Source organism: Deinococcus sp. Leaf326 (assembly GCF_001424185.1).
In the GTDB taxonomy this organism is placed as follows: domain Bacteria; phylum Deinococcota; class Deinococci; order Deinococcales; family Deinococcaceae; genus Deinococcus.
The window spans coordinates 580,777-603,464 of the sequence record NZ_LMOM01000001.1 but is presented as its reverse complement, the minus strand read 5'-3'; the positions used below and the strand labels follow the sequence as shown (position 1 = coordinate 603,464).

The 22,688-nt window shown below is 69.3% G+C and carries 25 protein-coding genes; 19 read left to right on the top strand and 6 right to left on the bottom strand.

What is annotated here, in order from left to right; all coding sequences use genetic code 11:
* Window positions 1–39: 39 nt before the first annotated feature.
* Complete coding sequence (locus ASF71_RS02990) at window positions 40–444, top strand: DUF4259 domain-containing protein (protein ID WP_056295205.1); 405 nt, start codon at window positions 40–42, stop codon at window positions 442–444.
* Between the two features lie 138 nt (window positions 445–582).
* Here the strand turns inward: ASF71_RS02990 and ASF71_RS02985 are convergent, their stop codons facing one another.
* Window positions 583–990, bottom strand: a complete 408-nt coding sequence (locus tag ASF71_RS02985) for a hypothetical protein (RefSeq protein ID WP_056294540.1) — start codon at window positions 988–990, stop codon at window positions 583–585.
* A gap of 483 nt (window positions 991–1,473) precedes the next feature.
* On the opposite strand from ASF71_RS02985, the gene ASF71_RS02980 reads away from it, so the two are divergent.
* The 4 genes from ASF71_RS02980 to ASF71_RS02965 all read left to right on the top strand — a co-directional run bounded on the left by ASF71_RS02980 (window position 1,474) and on the right by ASF71_RS02965 (window position 7,046).
* A complete protein-coding gene (locus ASF71_RS02980) occupies window positions 1,474–2,313 on the top strand; it encodes a hypothetical protein (RefSeq protein ID WP_056294536.1) in 840 nt (279 codons plus the stop codon).
* A 137-nt stretch (window positions 2,314–2,450) separates the two neighbouring features.
* The gene (locus ASF71_RS02975; RefSeq protein ID WP_056294533.1) at window positions 2,451–3,347 is read left to right on the top strand and encodes a hypothetical protein; all 897 of its coding nucleotides are present in this window, start codon (window positions 2,451–2,453) and stop codon (window positions 3,345–3,347) included.
* On the top strand, window positions 3,344–3,892 hold the full coding sequence (locus ASF71_RS02970; RefSeq protein ID WP_056294530.1) for a hypothetical protein: 549 nt from the start codon (window positions 3,344–3,346) through the stop codon (window positions 3,890–3,892). Before ASF71_RS02975 ends, ASF71_RS02970 begins: the two co-directional genes overlap by 4 nt.
* Window positions 3,893–3,914: 22 nt before the next feature.
* Window positions 3,915–7,046 (top strand): hypothetical protein, encoded by a 3,132-nt coding sequence (locus tag ASF71_RS02965; protein ID WP_156372558.1) that lies wholly within the window; start codon window positions 3,915–3,917, stop codon window positions 7,044–7,046.
* 199 nt (window positions 7,047–7,245) lie between these two features.
* Here ASF71_RS02965 and mqnB read toward each other — a convergent pair whose 3' ends face one another.
* Window positions 7,246–7,902, bottom strand: coding sequence for a futalosine hydrolase (gene mqnB / locus ASF71_RS02960; protein ID WP_056294523.1), 657 nt, complete (start codon window positions 7,900–7,902; stop codon window positions 7,246–7,248).
* 88 nt (window positions 7,903–7,990) lie between these two features.
* Between mqnB and ASF71_RS02955 the strand changes: the two genes are divergently transcribed.
* Together ASF71_RS02955 and ASF71_RS02950 are read left to right on the top strand one after the other, a co-directional pair.
* Entirely contained in the window at window positions 7,991–9,190 is a 1,200-nt protein-coding gene (locus ASF71_RS02955) for an extracellular solute-binding protein (protein WP_056294519.1), read from the top strand.
* An 86-nt stretch (window positions 9,191–9,276) separates the two neighbouring features.
* Window positions 9,277–9,729 (top strand): hypothetical protein, encoded by a 453-nt coding sequence (locus tag ASF71_RS02950; RefSeq protein ID WP_056294516.1) that lies wholly within the window; start codon window positions 9,277–9,279, stop codon window positions 9,727–9,729.
* Window positions 9,730–9,732: 3 nt separating this feature from the next.
* On the opposite strand, the gene ASF71_RS02945 is transcribed toward ASF71_RS02950, so the two are convergent.
* Window positions 9,733–10,392 carry a TrkA family potassium uptake protein gene (locus ASF71_RS02945; RefSeq protein WP_056294514.1) on the bottom strand — a complete coding sequence of 220 codons (660 nt, stop codon included), beginning with the start codon at window positions 10,390–10,392 and terminating at the stop codon, window positions 9,733–9,735.
* Window positions 10,393–10,432: 40 nt separating this feature from the next.
* Window positions 10,433–11,827, bottom strand: coding sequence for a TrkH family potassium uptake protein (locus tag ASF71_RS02940; RefSeq protein WP_369814949.1), 1,395 nt, complete (start codon window positions 11,825–11,827; stop codon window positions 10,433–10,435).
* 83 nt (window positions 11,828–11,910) lie between these two features.
* On the opposite strand from ASF71_RS02940, the gene ASF71_RS02935 reads away from it, so the two are divergent.
* From ASF71_RS02935 to ASF71_RS02915, 5 genes are all read left to right on the top strand, one after another.
* Window positions 11,911–13,014, top strand: coding sequence for a methyltransferase (locus ASF71_RS02935; RefSeq protein WP_056294511.1), 1,104 nt, complete (start codon window positions 11,911–11,913; stop codon window positions 13,012–13,014).
* A gap of 128 nt (window positions 13,015–13,142) precedes the next feature.
* Window positions 13,143–13,286: a 50S ribosomal protein L34 gene (gene rpmH, locus ASF71_RS02930; protein WP_014684645.1), complete on the top strand. Its 144-nt coding sequence runs from the start codon at window positions 13,143–13,145 to the stop codon at window positions 13,284–13,286.
* A gap of 88 nt (window positions 13,287–13,374) precedes the next feature.
* Window positions 13,375–13,827, top strand: a complete 453-nt coding sequence (locus ASF71_RS02925) for a ribonuclease P protein component (protein WP_056295197.1) — start codon at window positions 13,375–13,377, stop codon at window positions 13,825–13,827.
* 44 nt (window positions 13,828–13,871) lie between these two features.
* Entirely contained in the window at window positions 13,872–14,111 is a 240-nt protein-coding gene (yidD, locus tag ASF71_RS02920) for a membrane protein insertion efficiency factor YidD (protein WP_056295193.1), read from the top strand.
* Complete coding sequence (locus ASF71_RS02915; RefSeq protein ID WP_056294508.1) at window positions 14,108–15,751, top strand: lipoprotein; 1,644 nt, start codon at window positions 14,108–14,110, stop codon at window positions 15,749–15,751. Before yidD ends, ASF71_RS02915 begins: the two co-directional genes overlap by 4 nt.
* A gap of 81 nt (window positions 15,752–15,832) precedes the next feature.
* On the opposite strand, the gene ASF71_RS02910 is transcribed toward ASF71_RS02915, so the two are convergent.
* Window positions 15,833–16,807, bottom strand: a complete 975-nt coding sequence (locus tag ASF71_RS02910) for a polyprenyl synthetase family protein (RefSeq protein ID WP_056294505.1) — start codon at window positions 16,805–16,807, stop codon at window positions 15,833–15,835.
* 170 nt (window positions 16,808–16,977) lie between these two features.
* Here ASF71_RS02910 and ASF71_RS02905 point away from each other — a divergent pair, with 170 nt between their 5' ends.
* Both ASF71_RS02905 and ASF71_RS22260 read left to right on the top strand, forming a co-directional pair.
* Window positions 16,978–17,580, top strand: a complete 603-nt coding sequence (locus ASF71_RS02905; protein WP_056294502.1) for a hypothetical protein — start codon at window positions 16,978–16,980, stop codon at window positions 17,578–17,580.
* 97 nt (window positions 17,581–17,677) lie between these two features.
* Window positions 17,678–17,941 (top strand): acylphosphatase, encoded by a 264-nt coding sequence (locus ASF71_RS22260; RefSeq protein ID WP_082505332.1) that lies wholly within the window; start codon window positions 17,678–17,680, stop codon window positions 17,939–17,941.
* 88 nt (window positions 17,942–18,029) lie between these two features.
* On the opposite strand, the gene ASF71_RS02900 is transcribed toward ASF71_RS22260, so the two are convergent.
* On the bottom strand, window positions 18,030–18,467 hold the full coding sequence (locus tag ASF71_RS02900; RefSeq protein WP_056294499.1) for an OsmC family protein: 438 nt from the start codon (window positions 18,465–18,467) through the stop codon (window positions 18,030–18,032).
* A gap of 145 nt (window positions 18,468–18,612) precedes the next feature.
* Between ASF71_RS02900 and ASF71_RS02895 the strand changes: the two genes are divergently transcribed.
* The 5 genes from ASF71_RS02895 (at window position 18,613) to nuoD (ending at window position 22,661) form a co-directional block, all read left to right on the top strand.
* Window positions 18,613–19,452, top strand: coding sequence for an alpha/beta hydrolase (locus ASF71_RS02895; protein ID WP_056294496.1), 840 nt, complete (start codon window positions 18,613–18,615; stop codon window positions 19,450–19,452).
* Window positions 19,453–19,812: 360 nt separating this feature from the next.
* On the top strand, window positions 19,813–20,148 hold the full coding sequence (locus tag ASF71_RS02890) for an NADH-quinone oxidoreductase subunit A (protein WP_056294494.1): 336 nt from the start codon (window positions 19,813–19,815) through the stop codon (window positions 20,146–20,148).
* A 64-nt stretch (window positions 20,149–20,212) separates the two neighbouring features.
* Complete coding sequence (locus ASF71_RS02885) at window positions 20,213–20,749, top strand: NADH-quinone oxidoreductase subunit B family protein (RefSeq protein ID WP_056294491.1); 537 nt, start codon at window positions 20,213–20,215, stop codon at window positions 20,747–20,749.
* Window positions 20,737–21,345, top strand: a complete 609-nt coding sequence (locus ASF71_RS02880) for an NADH-quinone oxidoreductase subunit C (protein ID WP_235514096.1) — start codon at window positions 20,737–20,739, stop codon at window positions 21,343–21,345. The genes ASF71_RS02885 and ASF71_RS02880 overlap by 13 nt, the downstream gene beginning before the upstream one ends.
* A gap of 83 nt (window positions 21,346–21,428) precedes the next feature.
* Window positions 21,429–22,661: an NADH dehydrogenase (quinone) subunit D gene (nuoD, locus tag ASF71_RS02875; protein ID WP_056295187.1), complete on the top strand. Its 1,233-nt coding sequence runs from the start codon at window positions 21,429–21,431 to the stop codon at window positions 22,659–22,661.
* Window positions 22,662–22,688 lie beyond the last annotated feature (27 nt).

Sequence of the window (22,688 nt, the reverse complement as noted above, 5' to 3'; positions counted from 1 at the left end):
CGGAGGGTGCGGCCGAAGGTGGACGAGTACCATGGACCGGTGAATATCTGGGGAAGTGGACCTTTCGCGAACGAACATGCTGCCGCCTTCGTGCGGGAGGTCGTGGCCGACGGCGTGCCGGCGTTGCATGAGGCGTTCGAGGTCGTGCTGGACCCTGATCTGGACTTCGTCGAGGCTGAGGAAGGGCAGCGCGCCGTGGCCGCGGCTGGAGTCCTGGCTGCCGCCCTGAACGGCGACACCTCGGAGATCATTGACGCTGGGCTGCGGGTCTGGCTCGCCGCGACCGACCGCGCTGCCCTGGTGCCGCTGCGTTCTCTGGCGGCCGAGGCCCTGGCCCGCGTGACGGGGCCGCAGAGCGAACTCCCCGAGCTGTGGGAGGACAGCGAGGGGGCCGAGGCCTGGTATGCCGACAGCGAAAAACTCCGTTCGGCTCTGGGCGGCTGATTCCCGGAGTCTGTTTCTGGCAGGCTCGCCCACACCCAGCCTGAGCTGCGGTGCGCGGGCTGGGGACCGGGGGAATGTGCGGTCCCCCTGGGCGACCCAGGACCTGCGCCCAGGGGGAGGGCGGGCATGCTCGTCCGCTCAGAAGCGCAGTTCCAGGCCCACACCGGCGCCGAATCCGGCTGTGCTGCCCCGCACGTAACCGCGCCACCCCGCCGGCCCCAGCAGTGGGCCGCGCAGACCGCCCTCGGCGTAGACATTGAACCCGCCCTGATAGGCCGCGCCGACCGTCGCGAAGGCGTCGGTGCGGGTCAGGGGCAGGTTGACATCGCGCAGGGTCACGCCCGCAGCGACGCGGCCCGCGCCTTTCCAGCCGCGTTCCAGGCTGCCCTCGACTCCCAGTGCCCCGATGAGCGGCACCCTCAACAGCGAGGTACCGGCGTGCGCGCCGTAGCCTCCGGTGCCAGCCTCTGCCCCCACCCAGGTCACGGCGCTGGCCGACGAGTACAGACAGAGGGCGGCAGCGACGGGCACGAGAAAGGAGCGCATGGCGCCAGCCTACGGGAACGGGATGAGAGGGTATTGGACGCGCCGGAAGTCTCCTGTTGCGTGAGAAGGTGTCATGAACCTGAAGAGACGTTAATTTTCTGTCGCTGGAGTTTAACGTCAGAAAAGCACGTCTGAGACGAGACTCACCCGACTTCGCTGCCCAAGGATGCGTGGATGTTAAACGGCGTTACAAACGCTCTCTGGGCGGAAAAAGCTGTCCTGAGCGCGTTTTACCTTTTGCCTGCCTTCTGAGGTACTGGTGAGACGTTTTTGGGTTTCACGCTTAAGAAACGCCCATTTTCTTACCTTGTTCTCAGACGAGGCCGAGGGGCCACGCAGCGGCGCCGGACAGCGCCGGGGAAGTGCTTTCGGGAGGTGGGCTGAGGCAGGGAGAACCGGGATCTGGGAGGACGGCTGGGAGGCAAGAGCAATCTCTGCGACCCGTTGAGGGACGGGGCGCGCGCAGGACAGGGGGAGAACACCATGAAGAAACTGATCGTGATGACGGCGGTGCTGGGCGTGTGCGCTATGGCTGGAGCTCAGACGGTATCGCCTTCGATAAGCACCGAAGCCGACCAGGTGAACAAGGGCACGACCTCGGCGAGCGTCAAGCAGAACGTGAACCTGATTCTGCCCCAGGCGACGGCCCTGCACCTCACGGCCTCGAACCTCGATTTCGACATCAGCAAGATCGGTAGCCAGGACTCGACCTGGTACTGCGCCTACGGCCTGAACAACGGCGACGTGGCCAGCACCCTGACCCCCAAGGAAGAGTTCTGGGGCCAGACCCAGACGCTGCCCCTGGGCACCTTCTACGACGTGGCGTCGTACCCCAACATCGCCGTGAAGGCCGGCAAGAAGGTCACGAGCTACCCCCCCGTCGAACTCGTGAACGGCAAGGTCGACAACGCCACCAAGGACTACTTCGTCTGCTACCGCACCTTCGTGCTCCAGAAGTTCTCGAACGTGGGCAACTACCGCCTGAGCGTCTCGCGTGACGCCCCCACGGGCGACATGGGCCACCAGATGCTCTACGTGCAGGAAGATCCCTGCAACGCCTGGGGCCAGGCCACCGGCCTCTACAAGCTCGACGAAGGGACCTCCAAGATCCTGACGCCCAAGAGCCTGACCGAGGGCACCACCGGCAAGCAGGTGACGGCCGCGAGCAAGGACGGGCGCAACGTCTGCCGCAAGAACACGAGCTGGCTCGACGACGTGATCGTGGTGGCCGTGGTCGTCGACGGCGACAAGGCCGGGAAGAACACCGCCGTCCTGACCTACACGCTGGAGTCCTCGGCGTCCGTCTTCGCCAGCACCAACTAAACCCCGCCCAGGGAGGCCGCGAACGAAGTGTCGTGGTCTCCCTCCCCGCATGACCTGCACCGCCCTGTCCGCCCACCGGCCCCACGCCCCATACAGCTCACCGAGAGCGGCCCCAACCGCCGGGTGACGGAGGACTTATGCGTTTCACGATCAAATGGATGGCCGCACTGCTGCTCTCGCTCCTGTCCTGGAGCGCTGCACAGGTCACGGTTGGGGTGGATCCGATCGCCAAACTGTTCACGGCGAATCCAGGCCAGAGCATCACCCAAATTCTGAATATCTACAACCCCAACAAGGTTGCCGCAAAGATCCGCGTGATCGGAACCCTGTCCGACATGAACATGAGCGAGATCGGCCAGATCTCCTACCTGCCGGCCGGTACCGTCAAGGAGAGCCTGGCCGGCTGGACCACCTTCAGTCCATCCGAGGTCATGCTGGGCAGCGAGGACACCGCGCAGGTGCGCTACACCATCCAGGTACCCGCTGACGCCACCCCCGGCACGCACTGGGCCATGCTGATGTTCGAGGCCCAGGACCCCAATCCGGTGCCCGGCCAGACCCTCGCCGCCATGCGGATGCGCGTGGCCCACACGGTGTACGTGAACGTCGCGCCCACCAAGAAGAGCGGAGAGATCTCAGGGATCTTCGAGAACGTGCCCAGCGTGCCCAACGCCTCCTACGACCTGGGCGTGCAGTACAACAACACCGGCAACGTCGCCACGGGCGTCCAGGGGCGCGTGGAGATCCGCGACGTGACCGGCACGCTGGTCGCCACCCTAGCCATTCCGCTGGAGGTCTCGCTGCCCGGCCGCAGCCTGTTCCTCAAGACGAGCTGGGGCGGCCCGGTGCCCAGGGGACAGTACAGCGCCCTGATCATCCTGAACGACGGCGACAAGACCCGCGACCTGACCGGTGAACAGGTCATCACCCTGCCCTTCGACCTGCTGCCCTTCAACGCTCCCGTGGCCTCGGCGACTCCGGCCCCGGCCGCCGCGCCTGCCGCGAGCGGAGCGCCCAGTACGGGCAAGCCATGAACCGTGCGGCGCAGTTCGCCGTGTCGCTCGCCCTGCTGGCCGGGTTCGGTCCGGCCACGGCCCAGACGACGACTGTCCTGCCCGATCCCCTGCTGCCGCCCGTTCAGACCGCTCCCAACGCCGCCGACAGCTCGGTGCGCACCCTGATTCCTACCCTGATCGCCCTGCGCCGGCCCACGGCGCCCCTGGCCTTCGACATCAGTCCCAGCAACTTTCCGCCCGCGCAGTATCCGGCCCGCTACCTCAGCCCGTCCCAGGAATTCAGCGTCTTCTCGAGCGCCAGCACGCCCTGGACCGTGCAGCTGGAGATTCATACGGCCATCGACGAGCAGGGGCAGGCCATCCCGACCGACCGGCTGTCGTACCGCGTCAACGGCGGCCCCTGGATCAAGGCGCTGGGCGTGCCGCAGGTCGTGATGAGCGGTGTCGGCGCCACGCCCGGCTGGATGCCGCTGCGGATCGAGGTGGCCCTTGACCTTCAGGGCGGAGAAACCGGCGGCGACTACGACTTCGACCTCACCTTCACCGCTCTGGTGTTGCCCTAAGGCGCGTCCGGGAGAACCTGTCATGTCCAGCATCCGGCCCACGACCCGGCACTCCGTCCCACACAGCGTCTCGCTGCGGTGGATGTCGTTGCTGGCGGCCCTGCTGATTCCCCCGGTCTGCCCGGCCTCGGCCCAGACCACCCCGGCCCAGGCGGCTCCGGTCGAGACGGCCCCAGGCGCCACCGTGATCGGAGCTCTCACGCTGGAGGCCCCGGCCACCCGGCAGGCCGCACCCGGCGAGTACGCCACCCTGATCTTCCGGGCGAGCGGACAGGGCGAATACGACATGACGGTGGACGCCGGCCCGGACTGGATTCCGGTGTCGTCGGGCCGCAAGGTGAGCCTGAACGGCTCCACGCTCATTCCCGTGACCTTCCGGGTGCCGCCCCGCGCGGCGGTGGGCAACTCGCCCGACATCGTGATGCGCCTGCGGGCCGGCGGGCAGGTCGCGGCGCAGGCCAGCGCGCATGTCGGCGTGCTGGCGCAGTCGCGCCTCACGGCCCGCGCGCCGGCCCGCCTGACCGGCCAGCTCAGGCGCAAGGTGACCTACGAGGCGCAGTTCACCAACCAGGGCAACCAGGACGACACCCTGACGCTGCGGGTGGTGAACGTGGACGCCCTGCCGCAGCTCAGTGTGCCGTCGCTGCGGCTGCGGCCAGGTGAGACCGGGTCGGTCGGGGTATCGTTCGAAATCAGCGACGCCTCGCCGGGCTACGAATACACCGTGACCCTGGAGGCGGCCTCGCAGAACAGTCCGGCCGTCAAGGTCCGGGCGCTGACCGACGTCGTCTTCAATCCGGTCAATCTCCAGGGCAACCGGGACGCCGACCGGCCACAACTCGTGTTCGGGGTCCAGGCCGGAGCCGACGCGGCAGTGGACTGGACGCCCAGTGGGCGGAAGACCACGCTGCGCTACGGCCTCCAGCCCCGGCTGGGCGGGCGCCTGTCGGACTACGCGACGGGCGACGCCAGTCTGCTGGGCCTGAACGGCTCGAACGAGCGGCCCCTGCCCGGTGGGCTGACCTTCGGCGTGCGCCTCAACGCCCGTACCTGGGACCTGAGTGCGTATGGTGGCCAGTCTGGCCTGTCGGTGGAAGGCAATCTCTACCGGGGCGCCTGGCGTTTCCGGCCCCGCGTGAGCTACCGCCGGGGTGAGGGGGGCACCTTCGGCGTGCAGGGGGGCCTGGGGGCTTCGGGGCCGGTGCTGGGCGGCAGTCTGGAGGCCGACGCCGACACCTCCTACATCCGCAGCGCGGACGCCTCGTCGGGCACCGACCAGCTCAGCGTGCGCTACGCCCGGCAGCTGACCCCGAACGTCGGACTGGTCGTCGGGGGGTTCGCGGGGGGGCAGCGCGGCAACGGGGTCTACCGCGTCTCGGCGCTGGGCTTCGAGCAGGTGTCGTATTCCAACGGCACGGTCGACCTGACCCAGACCTACACCGGGACCCCCACCGGCCTGCACAACCTCAGCGTGTCGGGCGGGCTGACCTCACTGCGGCCCTTCGGCGTGCGCGCGGCCCTGGGGGTCAGTTTTCAGCCGGGCGGCGCGACTTATACGGGCAGCGGCCTGCTGACCTACGCCGCCGGCAACGGGTTTGGAGCCAGCGTCGGCGGACGGTATCAGAACGGCACGGCCCCCGGAACGCGCGCGGCCTGGGGCCTGACCGGTACCCTGCGCACGCCCACGCTGGGCTGGAAGAACGCCTCGCTGGGCGGCGCGGCGGCCTACACCCTGAACACCGACCCCGACCAGCCGGGCAGCTACGGCCAGGTGGCCACGGCAAGCGCCACCCTGGTGACCGGGCCGGTGCTCACGAGCGGCGCGGCCCTGTGGTCCCGTGACCCGCAGCTCGGCGGCGAGACGCTCCAGACCCTGCGCCTGAGCCTGGTGAGCAGCTACAGTTTCCGGCTGCGCGACACCGTCAGTGCCGAGTACGCCTTCGAGCGGCTCGCGGGCGCCGCGCAGAGCACCACCAACTCCGTGCGCGCCGTCTGGACCCACCAGTGGACCCCGCAGATCGACACGGCCGTGAATTACCAGCGGGCCTGGGTCAACTCGTCGGCCGGCACCTTCAGCCCGGAGGTCGCGGGGTTCAGCGTGGGCGCGCAGGACCTGTTCGTCGCCGGATTGTCGGCGCGCGCCGGATACTCCGCCTCGGCCCCCAACGGCCTGACGCGGGGCAACCTGAGCAGCAGCCTGCGCTTTTCGCTGAACTACAACGTGGACTGGGTGCTCAACACCCCCGATCCGGTGGTCAACGTGTTCGGCGGGCGCCGGGGCGGCCAACTGCTCGGCACCCTGTACCGCGACGACAACTACAACGGCCGCCGCGACCCCGGCGAGACCGGTCTGGCCGGCGTGACCGTTGAGGCGGGCGGGGTCCGGACGACCTCCGGCGCGGACGGGTCGTACAGCCTGCGCGTGCCGGTCGGCACCGTCAAGCTGGGCTACGTGAGCGGCGTGCCGGCCACACTGGAAAACCTCACTGACGAAGACACGGCCGTCCGGGAAAACAGCGTGAACCGTCTGGACGTTCCCTTCGCGCCGGTGGTGCGCAGCGAGGTGCTGGCCTACGACGACCTCAACCGCAATGGCCGGCGCGACGAGGGCGAGGGCGCGCTGCCCTTCGTCGGCGTGAACTTCAGCGGTCCGGTCGTGCAGATGGTGCAGGGCGACCTGGGGGGCGTGGCTCGCGTCGCCACTTTGCCGCCCGGCCGCTACACGGTCAGCCTGAACCCCGCGCAGCTGCCCGAGGGCTACGTCGCCACCGGCAGCGCCGCGCAGGTCGAGTTCCGTGCGGGCGAACGCCCTGCCCCCATCGAACTGGGCGCGGCCGTGCCCCCCCGTCAGAACGTCACGACCTTCACGGCAGGTAGCATCGCCCTGATCGGCCGGCTGACCTCCAGCCCCGCCGCGCCCGGCAGTGAGGTCGGCGTGGTGCTGAATGTGCAGCGCGCCGCCGAGGTGCAGGTGCAGGCCTTCGGGCAGAGCGTGACGGTGCCGGTGCAGTCGGGCCGCGCCGAGACGAAGGTCCGGGTTCCGGCCAGCACCGCGCCCGGCGAGTACGACGTGACCGTGACGGCCCGCGCCGCCGGCGCCGAGAAGACCACCGTGCTCAAACTGGTCGTGGCGCCGGTGGCGGGGAAGCCGTGAAGGAACTGGTCTCCCGGCCACGTCCGCCGCCCCGGTGAACTGGTCAGGCCACTCGTGACCGGCTTCCTGCGGAACTGACCTTCCTGGGAACCGGGTTCGGGCCAGAACCGTCCCACCTGCGCTGCTCCTGGAGTGGCCCCCCCGGCAGGTGGGACGCTTTTGGTCTATGTAGCCCAGAGGCCGCCAGTGCTGCCCGGGCTCAGCCTTCCCGCAGCGCCTCCACCCCCCGCCGCATGGCCGCCAGCGCCTCGGCGATCCGCCAGGCCGAGCGGTCACGCGGGCCGACCATGTTGCTCACGCCGCGCACTTCCAGCGCCGGGACGCCGCAGCGCAGGGCGGCGTGGGCCACCCCCGCGCCTTCCATCCCCTCGGTCAGCGCGCCGGGGTAGCGGGCCTCCAGCGCGCGCGCCGCCGCCGCACTGCCGGTCACGGTGCTCAGGGTCAGGGCCGGGCCGTAGGCCCCCCCCGCCCGCCGGGCCGCCTCCGCGCCACCGTCCCACCCGCGGAAGCGGCCCGTGTGCCCAGGGTCTACGCCGGGCTCGACGCTCAGGCCCAGGGTCTCCAGGTCCAGGAACGTTCCGGCGTCGTCGGCGCCCAGGTCGGCCTGAACGAGTTCGCTCGATACGGCGAGGTCGCCGGGGCGCAGGCCACTGCCGGGGTAGGCCCCGCCGATGCCCGCACTCACCGCGAGGTCGTAGGTGCCGCCCAGCAGGGCGGCCTGGGTGCTCAGCGCCGCCGCCACCGGCCCCACTCCGCAGACCACCACCCGCGTTCCTCCGCCTTCCAGGTCGCGCAGCCGCGCCGCCTCGGGATGGGTCGCCACCACGATCAAGATCCGCCTGTGCGTGCTCGTCATGGTGGCCCAGGGTAGCGCGCCCGGCCGGAGTTCCGACTGTGCCCTGCGCCGGCGCCGCGCCTCCAGAGGGCCGCTAGACTGCCCCCAGATGCGCCTTGTTCCCGTTTCGCTCTTTCTGGCCCTGTCTCTCGGCTCCGCTGCGCAGGCCGCGCCGGTACGCATCGAGTTCTGGCACGCCATGGCGGGTGTCGAGGGCAAGGTGGCCGACTACGCCCGCGACTTCAACCGGTCGCAGAACCAGTACGAGGTCGTGCCCAGCACCCAGGGCAACTACCGCGAACTGCTGCCCAAGTTGCAGGCGGCCATCCGCGCCGGGAACCCGCCCGCCCTCGCGCAGCTCGAACTGACCCAGGTCCCCGCGCTGGCGGCGGCCGGCAGCCTCAGCGACCTCTCGCGTCTGGAAGACAACCTGCCCGCCGAGCTGACCCGCGACTTCTATGCCCCGGCCTGGAAGTCGGGCGAGGTGGGGGGCAAACGCTACGCCCTGCCCTGGAACCTCAGCGTGCCGGTCCTGCTGTACAACGCGGGCGCCCTGGGCCGCGCCGGAGCAGGGACGCCCGCCACCTGGAGCGCCCTGGAGACCACGAGCGCGCGCCTGGCTACGAATGGCCGGCGGCCTCTGGTCGCGGCGGCGGACGCCTGGACCTTCGAGGCCAACGTGCTGTCGCGGGGGGGCTCGCTCGTGCAGGGCGCGGCCCCGGCCCTGAACAGCGCCGAGGCGGTCGAAGCCCTCACGCAGCTTGCGCGCATGGCCCGCGCCGGGCAGGCGCAGCCGCGCAGCCTGAACGAGGCGACCCGCGCCGCCTTCGACTTCGCGCGTGGGCAGAACCTGTTCGTGCTCGCCAGCGTCGCCAACTGGAACGACGCGCGCAAGCTCCCGTTCTTTCAGCTCGGCATGGCGCCCTTTCCCTGCGAGAAGGCCGGGGCCTGTACCGTGCCGGTCGGCGGCGGCGCGCTGGCGGTGCCGCGCGGGGTCAGTGCGGCGCAGCAGGCCGGAGCGGCCGCCTTCTGGCAGTACCTCATGGAACCCGCCCGCCTGGCCGACTGGATCAAGGTGACGGCCTACGCCCCGCCCCGGCGCGCCGTGACGCCGCTGCTGGCCGACTGGTACGCCAAGAACCCCCAGATGCGCGCCGCCCATGCCCAGATGGAGCGCGCCGTGGCCCGGCCCGCCCTGCCCGAGTACGGCGCCTGGACCGCGCTTGTCGAAGACGCCATCGGGCAGGCGCTGAGCGGCAAGGTGACGGCCCGCGCCGCCCTCGACGAGGCACAGCGCCGGGCAAAGTAGCGGACCGGCGCGCGGAGCCCGGAGACGGCGCGTTCTGCCCCGGCCGCCCGCCCCGACTCCGGCAGGCCGCTACACTGGCCTGCGAGATGCTTCTGACCGCCGTTTACCTGCTCGTGACGCTGCTGACCGCCCTGATCCTGGTGATTTTCCTGTTGCGGGCCGGTGCGGCGCGGGCGATGGTCGTGTGGGGGATCGCGGCGACCCTGCCCCTCCTCGCCGCCCTGACCGCCTCACTGAGCGGGCAGGCGCGGGCCACACGCGCCCTGCAGGACTACGTGCCCCAGAGCACCCAGGTCGTCGTGCAGACGGCTGCGCGCGACTACGACCTCGTCCTGAACCCCGAGGACGCCGCCTGCCTGGAGCGCACCGTGCGCCTGCGCAGCGAGGCCGATCTCGTGTCCGGCAACCAGACGGTGCCGGTGCGCGCCGACACGCTCGTCACCGGGACCCTGCCGCCGAGCGCCGTGGTCGAGGCCCTGACGGTGCGTGGCCAGCTCGGCTGCCACAACTTCCACTCAGTGCCGGGTGTCAAGAAGTAGCCGCTAATTCCCCAGAAAGCGCCGCAACTCGTCGAGGCTGTGGGCCGTGCCGATCACCACGAGCTTGTCATGTGGGGCGATCACGTCCTCGGCGCGGGGCGTGACCTCGATGCGGCCACCGCGTCCCAGGGCGATGACCTGTACCCCGAAGCGGCCGGTGAGGTTCAGGTCGCGCAGGCTGCCGCGCAGCCGGGCGCTGGCCTCGATCTCCACGATGGCGTAGTCGCTGCCCAGGTCCAGCGTGTCCACGATATTGGGGTTGGCGATCTGGCGCGCGAGCCGCACGCCCATGTCGTGCTCGGGCCGGATGACGAGGTCGGCCCCGATGCGCTCCAGCACCCGGCGGCCCATCTCGTCGACCGCCTTGGTGACCACATAGGTCGCGCCCAGGCTCTTGGCGTTCATGGTCGCCAGGATGTTGGCCTGCACGTCGGTGCCGATGGCGACGATCACCACGTCGAAGTCGGCCACCCCGATGGCCCTCATGGCGCGTTCCTCGGTGGCGTCGAGCACCGCCGCGTGCGTCACGAGGTTCACGACCCGCTCGACGTTGTCCTCTTCGCGGTCCACGGCCACGACCTCGTGGCCCATCTCGTAGAGCGTCGTGGCGACGGCGGTTCCGAACCGGCCCAGGCCGATCACCAGACACTGCTTGGTCTTCATCCGGCCCGGAGTGTAGCCCACCCCACCTGGCCCGGCCCGCCTACCCCACCAGGATGTCGCGCTCGGGCGGGTACTTCAGCGGGCTGGCCTGCGTCTGGCGCGAGTTGAGGGCCACCGCGAAGGTCACCGGCCCGATGCGCCCCAGGTACATCAGGACCGTCAGGATGAGCAACCCCGCGTCGTTGATCCTGGGGGTGGTATTCATGCTCAGACCCACCGTGGCGGCCGCACTCACGGTCTCGAACAGCAGGTGCGTGAAGTCCAGTTTGGGGTTGGTGACCAGCAGCCCGAAAAAGGCGCTGAAGACCAGCAGCGTATAGATGGTCGTGATGGTCCCGGCGCGCACCACGTTTTCCGGCACCACCCGCCGCCCGAAGGCGATAAGCTCGGTGCGGCCCCGGATCAGGTTCCAGGCGCTGCCGACGAGGATGGCGAAGGTGCTCGTCTTGATGCCGCCGCCGGTCGAGCCGCTGTTGGCCCCGATGAACATCAGCGCGATGGTCAGAAAGAGGCTGGCGCTGCTCAGGGCCTCGACGTCCAGGGTGGCGAACCCGCCCGAGCGCGGCGTCACGCTCTGGAAGAAGGCCGCGAGCATCTTGCCCGGCGCCGCGAGGGGCCCCAGCGTGGAGGCGCGTCCCCACTCCAGCGCGAGGATCAGCAGGGTGCCGCCCAGCAGGAGCGCGCCGGTGGTCATCAGGGTCAGCTTGCTGTACACGAGCAGCCGGTTGCGTCTCGGCTCGCGCCAGTGCGAGAGCACGTTGAGCTGCACCAGGAAGCCCAAGCCCCCCAGCACGATCTGTACGGCGATCACCCCGCTCACCAGCGGGTCCTGCACGTACTGGGCCATCCCGCCCGGCATCACCACGAAGCCCGCGTTGTTGTATGCGCTGACCGAGTGGAACACCGCCTGGTACAGGCCCTCGCCCCAGCCGAACTGCGGCACGAAGCGCAGGGCCAGCAGCGCCGCCCCCGTGACCTCGGCGACGAGGGTATAGAGCATGATGGTCCACAGCAGCGACACGGCCCCGCCCACGTTCAGGGCGCTGATCTGCTGCACGAGGAGCTGGCGCTCGCTGAAGTTCACCCGCCGCCCGGCCAGCAGCGCGAACAGCGTGCCGAAGGTGATGATGCCCAGCCCCCCCACCTGCGCGAGCAGGATGATGACCACTTGGCCCAGCCGCGTGAAGCCCTCGCCCGTGTCCACGACGACCAGTCCCGTGATGCAGATGGCGCTCGTGGCCGTGAACAGCCGCTCGATGAGGCTCAGGTGCGTGCCGGGGGTCAACATGCCCGGCAGGGAGAGTAGCGCCGTGCCCAGCCCGATGCCCAGCACGTAGGCCAGCGCGATGAGCTGCGGCGGCGTGAAACGCGAGATCACGGAGCGGCGCAGCCGCGCACTCGGCAGGGGCAGCGGAAGGGGAGGCGGCAGGCGCACCCGCCCAGCATGGCACGCCCCGGCATCGTCCGGGCACGCCGCCGCGCGGTGTGGGCGGCAGGACCGGGCTATACTGCCCTGTTATGCCGCGCCCTGCCCGTTCCCCCCGACCATCCTCCGGCCGCTCCGATTCCGGCTCCTTCTCCGGCAAGCGGGCCAGGCCGCGCGGTGATTTCCGCACCCGGCAGCCCGCCCACGAGTACGAACTGGAGGTGTTGCCGGGCCTGGAGAACGTGGCCGAGACCGAACTCGCCGCCGTGCCGCTGGCGCGCGACGTGCGCGGCCTGCGCTTCTGGTACCCCGGCGACCCCGAACGCCTGACCCGGCTGCGCTCGGCGGTGGCCGTGTACCGCGTGCAGGCCTGGGACGTGCCCCGCCCGCGCGGCCTGCTGGGCAACCAGCAGCTCGGCGAACTCGTGGCCTTCCTGCGGGAGGTCGTGGAGGTCGGTGGCCAGCAGTCCTTCCGCATCAGCGCGGCCGGGCGCGAGTCGGCCGTCATGGAGCGCCTCGCCTCCGAACTCCAGACGGCCCTGGAGCTGCCCCACGACCCCAAGGAGGGCGAACTCCTGATCCGGCTGCGGCCCGAGGAAGGGGGAGAGGGCTGGGAGGTCCTGGCCCGCATGACGCCCCGGCCGCTCTCGGCCCGTTCCTGGCGGGTGTGCAACCGGGGCGGCGGCCTGAACGCCACTATCGCCTACGCCGCCCTCAAGCTCGCCGGGCAGCGCGACGAGGACCGCATCTTCAACCCGATGTGCGGCAGCGGGACCCTGCTTGTCGAGCGGGCGCTGCTGGGGCCGTCGGCGGCGCTCGTCGGCGTGGACATTGACGCGGAGGCGGTGGCGTGCAGCCAGGCCAACCTGAAGGCCGCCGGCCGCGAGGTCGAGGTGGCCCAGGTGGACGCCCTGCACACGGGGCTCGCCCCGCGCAGCTTCGACCTCATCGTGGCCGACCTGCCCTGGGGCGACGCCATCGGCTCACACCGGTCCAACGCCGCGCTGTACCCCGAATTCCTGGCCGAGGCGCACCGCCTCCTGAGCCGGCGGGGCCGCCTGTGCGTCATCACGCACGAGATCCGGCTGTTCGAGCGCCTCCTCGAAGAGCAGGTGCAGCACTGGCACGCGCGCGAGCTGTTTCAGGTCTACAGCGGCGGGCATCACCCCAAGGCCTACCTGCTCCACAAGCCCTGAGGCGCCGTCTTCCGGCTCGCCTCTTTTCGCCGGGGCACCGGCGTGATACACTCCCGGAGTTTGCCCTCTGACGGGGGCGTGTCCCCGCCCACCCAGGCGCCGGGGCCAGAGATCAAGGAGAAAGCAGCATGAAGCGTACCTACCAACCCAACGTCCGCAAGCGGGCCAAGACCCACGGTTTCCGCGCCCGCATGAAGACCAAGGCTGGCCGCAACATTCTGGCGCGTCGCCGCGCCCGTGGTCGCCAGCAGCTCACCGTCAGCGACGAGTAAGCGCCCACAGGGGAGCGGCCTCATCGCCATATCACCTCCAGACAGCGTCACGCAGGAGCGGTCCCGCCGCCCGGTGGCGCTGTCTTCGTTGCGCGGCGAGCGCGAGTTCCGCAAGGTGCGCGCTCACGGCTCGCCTGTCCGCGGGCCGCTGTTCACGCTGCGGCTGGCCGAATATCGTCCGCGGTACGGCGAGCCGTGGCGGCCGCGCGCCATCATCGGCATCGTGGTGCCCAAAAAGACCCTGAAGCGGGCAGTGGACCGCAACCGTGCCCGCCGCCGCGTGCGCGAGGCGCTGCGGACCCTGCCCGCCGGCCTGCCCCCCTGCCGCGCCATCCTGATGCCCACCCCCGCCGTCCTGAATGCGCCCTTCGCCGAGCTGCAGGACGCCCTGACGCGGGCGCTCGCGCGGGCACCGGGCCGGAAGGGAGCGGGCCGCAAGGCGGCCGACCGGAGTGGGAACGCGGTGAGCCCAGGCGCCGTATCCGTTTCCGTGACTGACTCCCGTTCGCCTGACCCCGCACCCAGAGAGGAAAAGGCGTGACCCCGCCCGTTCCCCCTGCGCAGGGTGGTCCCTTTGCGCGCGGCATGGTGCGGGCCGTGCGGGTCTACCAGCGCCGGCTTTCGCCCCTGAAACCCGAGCCGACTTGCCGCTTTAGCCCGAGCTGTTCCGAGTATGCTGCTCTGGCCATCGAACGGTTCGGCGCGGTGCGGGGCGGCTGGCTGGCCGCGTGGCGCGTCGCGCGCTGCAATCCCCTGGTGCCGGGCGGCTTCGACCCGGTGCCCGATCATTTTCCCAAACGTTCCACCCCCCCAACCAACACATGACCAATAAACTTCTGCTTTCGCTGGCCGCCGTCGGCGGTACGCTGCTGCTCGCGGGCTGTGGCCAGACCGGTCCGCTTCCCACCTTCGGCAAGGCCATCATTCCCGAGTGGATCACCGCCAACTTCGACGGCCAGCCCGGCGACGAGTTCATCGCGACCAGCAACCTGCAGGACGTGGTGTTCAACGCGCGCGGCGAGGTGATCGGCTGGTACGTCAAGGGCTACGCCGGCACGCCGTACATCAAGCGCAACGCCGACGGCACCTACAACTTCGACGCCCTCAAGAACTCGCGCAGCATCGTGAACATGGTGGGCGGCGCGGCGCAGAACGGCCAGCAGACGCCCACCTTCGCGCCCGAGCGCCGCGCCTTCGCCCTGAGCGGCGGCGCCCTGAACCCGGCCCAGGCGGCCGAGACGACCGCGCCGACTCTGAGCCTGGACCTGCCGGCCAACCGCCAGGAAGCAGTCTTCCGGTACACCCAGGGCGGCGTCAGCGTGACCAAGACGGTCGTCATGCACCCGCGCAACTTCAAGATCGACGTGCAGACCCAGGTTACGGGCGGTGGCGATCGTGTAAACATGCTGTTCCCTGGCCTCGGCCGCGCCGATAACCCCGACGTGCGCGCCGTGCCGGTGGGCGGGCAGTTGGCGGGCGTGCAGGGCAGCGGCACCCTGGACGTCAAGAACATCCAGTACGCAGCCCTGCAAGAAAAACCCAGCCAGGTCGCCCACGCCCTGATCATCCGGCCACAGTCGGGCACCTCGGTCGACGTGACCCTGACCGGCGGCGCGCAGGGCCTCATCAGCGCGAGCGTGCCGGCGAGCAGCAACCTCGAAGTGTACGGCGGCAAGAACGAACTGATCCACCTGTACCAGAGCGGCTACACCAGCCTGCCGGGCCTGTTCAAGCCGAACATCTTCGGTGAGATCAGCCTGTTCATCGTCAAGCTGATGGAGTCGATGTACAAGGTCATCGGCAACTGGGGCCTCGTACTCGTCGCCCTGACCATCCTGCTGCGCCTGATCATGTGGCCGCTCATGCAGACGCAGGGCCGCACGACGGCGCGCATGCAGGTCATGCAGCCCAAGATCAAGGAAATTCAGGACAAATACAAGGAACGCAAGGACGTGGACTCGCAGCGCGCCATGCAGGCCGAGATGCAGCAGCTCTACCGCGACCACAACTTCAATCCGGCCGGCTGCCTGAGTACCTTCCTGCCCTTTCCGATATTGATCGCCCTGTGGTCGACCATCCGCAACTTCGAGTTCGACAGCGGCTTCCTGTGGCTGCCCGACCTCGCCGTGCCGGACCCCTTCTACATCTTGGCGCTCGTCTACCTCATCGTGAACATCGGGCAGCTCTACGTGATGACGCGCAAGAACCCCGACATGTTTAAGCAGCAGGCGTTCATCTACCTGATCTTCCTGTACTTCGCCCTGACCTTCCCGGCCGGCGTGACCATCTACATCATTCTCTCGACCCTGATCGGTATCGGCCAGCAGATCCTGATCAACAAGCAGGTCGAGCGGGAGACCGCCACCATCGGCGTGCAGAAGGCCCCGGACCGCACGGTCAGCCTGAGCAAGGGCAGCGGCAAACCCGCCAAGCCGGCCAAGACCATCGACGCGCCCAAGAAGTAGGCGCGGAGTCACCACAGAGAAGCGCCCGACCATCTGCTGGCCGGTCGCTTCTCTGTATGGCTGAACTGAAGTGCGCCGCGCTCAGCGGCGCCGGTCGCGCTCGCGCTCGGCCAGAGCCATCAGGGCGCTGCGGGCTTCCGAAGGGGGCAGCACCCGCAGGGCGTCCGTGGCCGCCTCGGCGCGGCGGCGGATCTCCTCGCGGGTGGCCTCGGCGGTCCCATAGCGCGACACGAGGTCGAGGATGCGGGCGAGGTCGCCTTCCTGCCCGGCGCGGCGCTCCAGAACGGCGCGCACCTCGTCGCCATCGGGGGTATCGAGCAGCAGCAGCAGGGGATAGGTCGCCTTGCCCTCGCGCAGGTCGCCGCCCACTGGCTTGCCGATGAGCTCCTCGTCGCCGGTCAGATCGAGCAGGTCGTCCTGAAGCTGAAAGGCGAGGCCGTACTCGCGTCCGAAGGTAGAGAGAGCCTCGTGCTCCCTGGCCGGGGCCCCGAGCAGCGTGGCGGGCGCACTGGCGGCCAGCTCGACGAGGGCGGCCGTCTTGCCGTGAATGACCTGAAAGTAGTGCGTGAAGGAGTAGTCGGCGTAGGAGGCGACCTGAAACTGCAGCACTTCGCCCTCACAGATATCGCTGGCCGCCTGGCCGAAGGCGCGGGTCAGCGCCGGCGCGCCGGGCAGGCCGGCGAGCAGCGTGAGCAGGCGCGCGAGCATGAAGTCTCCGCTCATTACGCTGACCACGTTGCCGAAGCGCCGGAAGGCGGTCTCGTGCCCCCGCCGGGTGTCGGAGTCGTCGATGAGGTCGTCGTGCAGCAGGCTGGCCGAGTGCAGCAGTTCGGTGCAGACCGCGAGGTCGACCACTCCTTCCCAGCGGGGCTGACCGGGATGGGCGCCGAGAGCCTGCGCGGCCAGAAAACCGATCAGGGGCCGGGTACGCTTGCCACCGGCGGTCTGGAGGTCGTCGCCGATGAGCTCGATGAACTCTACACGCGACCGCAGCACCTCCCGCAGCCGGGTTTCGAAGGCCACGTCGGGAACGCTCAGGCTGGACACGCCGGTCATGGGCCGAGTATAGGGAGGTGGGGGCGGCCCTGACGAGGGGAAAACGTACCGGCCGGGCGCCGGATCACGCGCGGCAGACTTGGTCTTTTCTTGGGGGAATCAGAGCCCACTCCGGCGTGCCGCCCTTTGTCCCTCGCGCGCGGGGGGTCCGGCATGCTAAAAAACATCTCATGGAAAGCGTGGTTGCCCTCTTCCCCGAACCCCGGCAGGCGCAGGTGGCGCTCGAAGCCCTTCAGAGCCGGGGCTTCGAGCGTGAGCGTCTGGCGTTCGCCATGACCGACGTCGTGGCCGAGAACGACCTCGCCCAGATCACAGGAGTCAGCCCCGAGGCGGGCGCGCCGGCTGGAGCCGCAGGGGTCATCCGCGGCTCGCTGCTGGGTCTGGCCGGCGGCCTCGCCATGACCACGCCCATCTGGATTCTTCTGCTCATCGTGCCCAGCACGCGTATCTTCGCCGATGGGGGCCTCGCCGGCATGCTGTTCGGGGCGCTGGGGGGACTGGGTCTGGGCGGGCTGTTCGGCGCGCTGTCAGGCACCGACCACGGCGACTACGTCAAGCTGCTGCGCCGCCTGGGCGTGCCGGCGGTACAGGCCGAGAAGTTCTACGACGGCATGAAGAACGGCTACGTGATGGTCATCGCCCGTGATCCCGACGGTGCGCGGGCCGACGAGGCCATGAACATCATGCGGCGCAACGGCGCGGCCAAGCTCGACGACGCCTTCAGCCGCAAGAGCGCCCTCCAGAGCGAGCGCGGCACCCAGACCGACCACTGAACCCGCGGCCGGCCGACGGTCCCTGTAAACTCCCACTCCGGTAAAGGGTGGGAGTTCGCTGTTGTGGACCCGCTCGGCCCGTTACCCTGACGCCCATATGCGTCTGACTGCTCTGGTGATAGGAAACGTTCAGGGAGTGGGCTACCGACGCTACGTGCAGCGCCATTGCCGGGACCTAAATCTGCGGGGATACGCCGAGAACCTAACTGACGGCCGGGTAGAGGTCATTGCCGAGGGAACGCAGGCCGATCTCGACCGTCTGCTGCACTGGCTCCAGAGGGGTCCACCCCACGCCCGTGTTCAGGAGGTACAGACCCAGTACAGCGAGGCCACCGGCCTGAACGACTTTCACGTGTACTGATCCGGAGGGGCAGTCTGGTGTGCTGGCCGCCCCCAAAAGAGCACGTGCTCCGGCGGCAGCCGGAGCACGTGGACTGATTGCAGCGATCCTATTCCAGCACGGCGTCGTGGACGATCTCGACGTTGCCCTTCATGACGCGGCTCAGGGGGCACAGTTCGGCTGCCTGGGCGACGTGCTTCTCAAACTCGGCCTGGTCGATGTTGCCGACCTTGCCGCGTACCTGAAGGCGCATGGTGCTCACCTTGAAGCCGCTGCCTTCCTTGACCATTTCGCAGGTGGCTTCGGTCCGCACGTCCTGGGGATCATGGCCGTGGGCGGCGAGCAGGGCCGAGAGCTGCATGGTGAAACACCCCGCGTGCGCGGCGGCGAGCAGCTCCTCGGGGTTGGTGCCCACACCGTTCTCGAAGCGGGTGCCGAAGGAGTACTGCGCGTCCCGGACCGTGCCGCTCTCGGTACTGATGTTGCCCTTTCCGTGCTTGAGGTCGCCCATCCACTGGGCATTGGCCTTCCGTGCGATATCTGCCATGAGTTCACTGTATGCGCTTCAGGTCAGTTCCGGCTTCTCTGTGCCGGAGAGGTGAACTGAAGGCCAAGGGCCGGGTAACCCAAGTCGGCAAAGGCCGGTGGGGGTGGGTCGTTGGGGAGGAGGGCCACCCAGTACACTCGGAGAGATGCAAGCTCAGAACTGGACGGTCCCCGGCGCGCCGGTCGCAGGCTACCTGTGGCCGGCGCAGGGTGAAGCGCGCGGCGCGGTGCTGCTGGCCCACGGCTTCGGAGAGTATGCCGGACGCTACGCCACCCATTACCACGGCCTGATTCCGGCGCTCACGGCGGGTGGGTTGAGCGTGTACAGCTATGACCAGCGGGGTCACGGCGCCTCGGCGGGCCGGCGCGCGGTGGTGGATCTGGGGCTTCTGGTCGAGGATCACCTGCGGGCCCGGGAAGCGCTGCGCAGCGTGGGGCTCCCCCTGTTCGCCTTCGGGCACAGCATGGGCGGCCTGATCGCGGCTGCGAGCGCCTCCCGCGACCCACGTGGCCTGAGCGGCGTGATTCTTTCCAGCCCGGCCCTGCAGGTGGGCGCGGACGAGCCGCTGTGGCTGCGCCGCCTCGTTCCCCTGGTCGCCCGCGCCGCGCCGGGGCTGGCCACGGCCCGGCTGGCAACTGGCGGGCTGTCGCGGCTGCCGGCCGAGGTCGGGGCCTACGAGGCCGACGAGGCGGTCTACCGGGGCGGGGTGCCTGCCCTGAGCGTCGCCTCGATGCTGCGTCTGAGCGCCTCTCTGTGGGACGGCTACGCCGGGTGGCGCCTGCCCACGCTGATCGTGCACGGCTCGGCCGACAAGATCACCGACCCGCGGGGGAGCCGCCGCTTCGCCGGGGCCATCGCCTCGGTCGACAAGACCTACGCCGAGATAGAGGGCGGCTACCACGAACTCCTGAACGACGAGCCCCGGGACGAGGTCCTGGCCTTGATCCTGAACTGGCTGCGCGAGAGGACCCCTCCGCAGAACTGAGCTGGACTGTGCGGCGGCTGGGCGCTCAATAGGGCGGTCCAGGACGAACAACTGAAGAGGAACTGTGGCGGGGTCAGGCGAATTCAGTCCGGCCCCGCCACAGTTCCGGAACCAGCCTCTCCGGCCACCCCCAACTGCCCACGGGGCCAGGACGGTGGGCCGGAGAGACCGTGCCGGACGCCTGTGGGGTGCGGGGCCAGCGCCCTTTTGTGCTAGAACAATCCCGCACCATCAACTCAGGCTCTGCGTTTTTCATTCTCTTTTTTCACCTTACTCGTGCCGTTTTTCACGAGCTGTGTGCTGAAGCGGGGTCGTCCCGCCGAAGGAGGAAGCCGTATCGAATACGCGAATTTCGTCATCATGCTGCTGCTGGCCCTGGGCATCGGGGTGTTGGCGGTGGTCGTCAGTGCGCTGCTGGGTCCCAAGAAGGCGACCCGCGTCAAGCTCATGGCCTACGAGAGCGGCAACGATCCCGAGCGCGGCGGTGTGGGTACGGGCCAGCGCTTTCCCGTGCACTTCTACCTCGTGGCGATGCTGTTCATCGTCTTCGACATCGAGACGGCCTTCTTCTATCCATTGGCGGTGGCGTACCAGAAGCTCATCCCCTTCGCCTTTTTCGAGGCGTTGACCTTCGTGCTGCTGCTGCTGGTGGGCTACGTGTACGTCCTGAAGAAGCGGGTACTGGAATGGGCCTGAGAGCAGGTACTCCTCCGTCAATGAATCCCGGCCCTATGGCCCGCCCGATCCCCGAGGTGCACCCATGCCGCTGAAGGAACTGTTCGACCGCGACTGGCAGGAACTGGAATCCGAAGGCGTGCTGTTTTCCAGCCTGGAAAAACTGGTGGCCTGGGGCCGCAGCAACAGCATGTGGCCGGCGACCTTTGGGCTGGCGTGCTGCGCCATCGAGATGATGAGCAGCACGAACGGGCGCAACGACCTCGCGCGCTTCGGCTCGGAGGTCTTCCGCGCCTCGCCCCGGCAGGCCGACGTGATGATCGTGGCGGGTCGCCTGAGCAAGAAGATGGCGCCGGTCATGCGCCGCGTGTACGACCAGATGCCCGACCCCAAATGGGTGATCTCGATGGGCGCCTGCGCGAGTTCGGGCGGCATGTTCAACAACTACGCCATCGTGCAGAACGTGGACCAGGTCGTGCCGGTGGACATCTTCGTGCCCGGCTGCCCGCCCCGCCCCGAGGCACTCATCTACGCCGTCATGCAGCTTCAGAAGAAGGTGCGCGGCGAGGCCTTCGACAGTCTGGGGCACCAGCTTCCGATGGTGGACGCATGGACGCGCTAGCGGCAGAGCGCGACCTCGGGCCTCTGCTGGCCGAACTGGGCCTGACCCGCGACGACTCGCGCGAGGCGACGGTGGTTGTCGCGGCGGCCGAGCTGCGCGCGGTGGCCCGGCAACTCGGCGAGCGTGGGTTCATGCTCATGGACACGGTGGGCCTCGACTACCTGCGCTACCCCGAGGCGCGCCCGGCGCGTTTCGCGGTGCTGCACAACCTCTACCACCCGTACGACCACCGCCGGCTGTTCCTGCGGGTGTGGCTGGAGGACGGCGAGCCGCTCGACAGCCTGTACCCGGTGTGGCGCGCGGCCAACTACCTGGAGCGCGAGGTGTACGACCTGCTGGGGGTCGAGTTCGTGGGGCACCCCGACCTGCGCAAAGTGCTGACGCCCGACGACCTCGAAGGCCATCCTCTGCGCAAGGATTTCCCGCTGGGCGAGACGCCCACTCTCTTCCGCGAGGGGCGCTTTCTGGACCCGGCCGCCTTCCGCGCGGGCCTGAGCGGTGAGGACACGGGCCTGAGCGGCTGGCGCGGCAGCCTGCGCCGGGGGTCCACACGCGACCTTGAACCCCCCGTGATGCCGGAAGGAGGGCCGAAATGACCCGCAGCCCCAGTCCTAAACCCAGCAGTCCCAAACCCACCCACGGCGCCGGCACGCCCGGCGGGACCCTGCCGCCCGAGCGGATGGGGCCGGACCACCAGGAGTCCACGGCCCAGGAGCGGCTGCACGGCCAGACCGGCGCCCTGCTGCACACCGAGACCATGAGCCTGAACGTGGGGCCGCAGCACCCCAGCACCCACGGCGTGCTGCGGCTGGTCGTGGATATGGACGGCGAGTACGTGGTCAAGGTCACGCCGCACATGGGCTACCTGCACACCGGTTTCGAGAAGACCTTCGAGCACCGCACCTACCAGCAGGGCGTGACCTACGCGCCGCGCACCGACTACCTGCACTGCTTCGGCCACGAACTCGCCTACGTCCTGAGCGTCGAAAAGCTGCTGGGGGCCGAGGTGCCCGAGCGTGCCAGCACTGTCCGCGTGATCCTGCACGAACTTGGGCGCATTCACAGCCACCTCGTGTTCGTGGGGACGGGTCTACTCGACCTCGGGGCCCTGACACCGTTCTTCTACGCCTTCCGCGAGAAGGAGACCTGCCAGGACCTGTTCGAGGCCGTCTGCGGCTACCGCATGAACCAGGGCTACTTCCGGGTGGGTGGCCTGAGCCGCGACATTCCCGAGGGCTGGCCTGCGCGGGTGTCGGCGTTCCTCGATCAGCTCGAACGCGGCGTGGGCGAGTACACGACCCTGTTCGCCAACAACCCGATCTTCGTAGACCGGGCGCAGGGTGTGGGCGTGATTCCGCCCGAGGTGGCGCTGGACCTGGGGCTGACCGGTCCGAACCTGCGGGCCTCGGGCGTGCCGCTCGACCACCGCAAGGACAACCCCTACTCGGGCTATGAGCACTACGACTTCGACGTGGTGACCAGCCCGGACGGCGACAGCCTCGCGCGCTTCACGGTGCGGCTCCTGGAATTCGGCCAGAGCGCGCGCATCATCCGGCAGGCGCTCGCGCGCCTCGCGCCGGGGCCGGTCAAGGACCCTAACCGCAAGATTTCTCTGCCTCCGCGCCAGGAGCTCGAAACGAGCATGGAGGCGGTCATCCATCACTTCAAGCTCGTGACCGAAGGATTTCACCCGCCGCTGGGCGAGGTGTACGTGCCGGTCGAGTCGGCGCGCGGCGAGGTGGGCTACTACATCGTCTCGGACGGCGGCTCGATGCCCTACCGCGTCAAGATCCGCGCGCCCAGCTTCGTGAACCTTCAGGCCCTGGAATACGCCTGCGTAGGCGGGCAGTTCGCCGACCTCATCACCATTCTGGCGACCATTGACCCGGTGCTGGGGGATGTGGACCGGTGAACAGGCCACTCGTCAGGGAGGAACCCG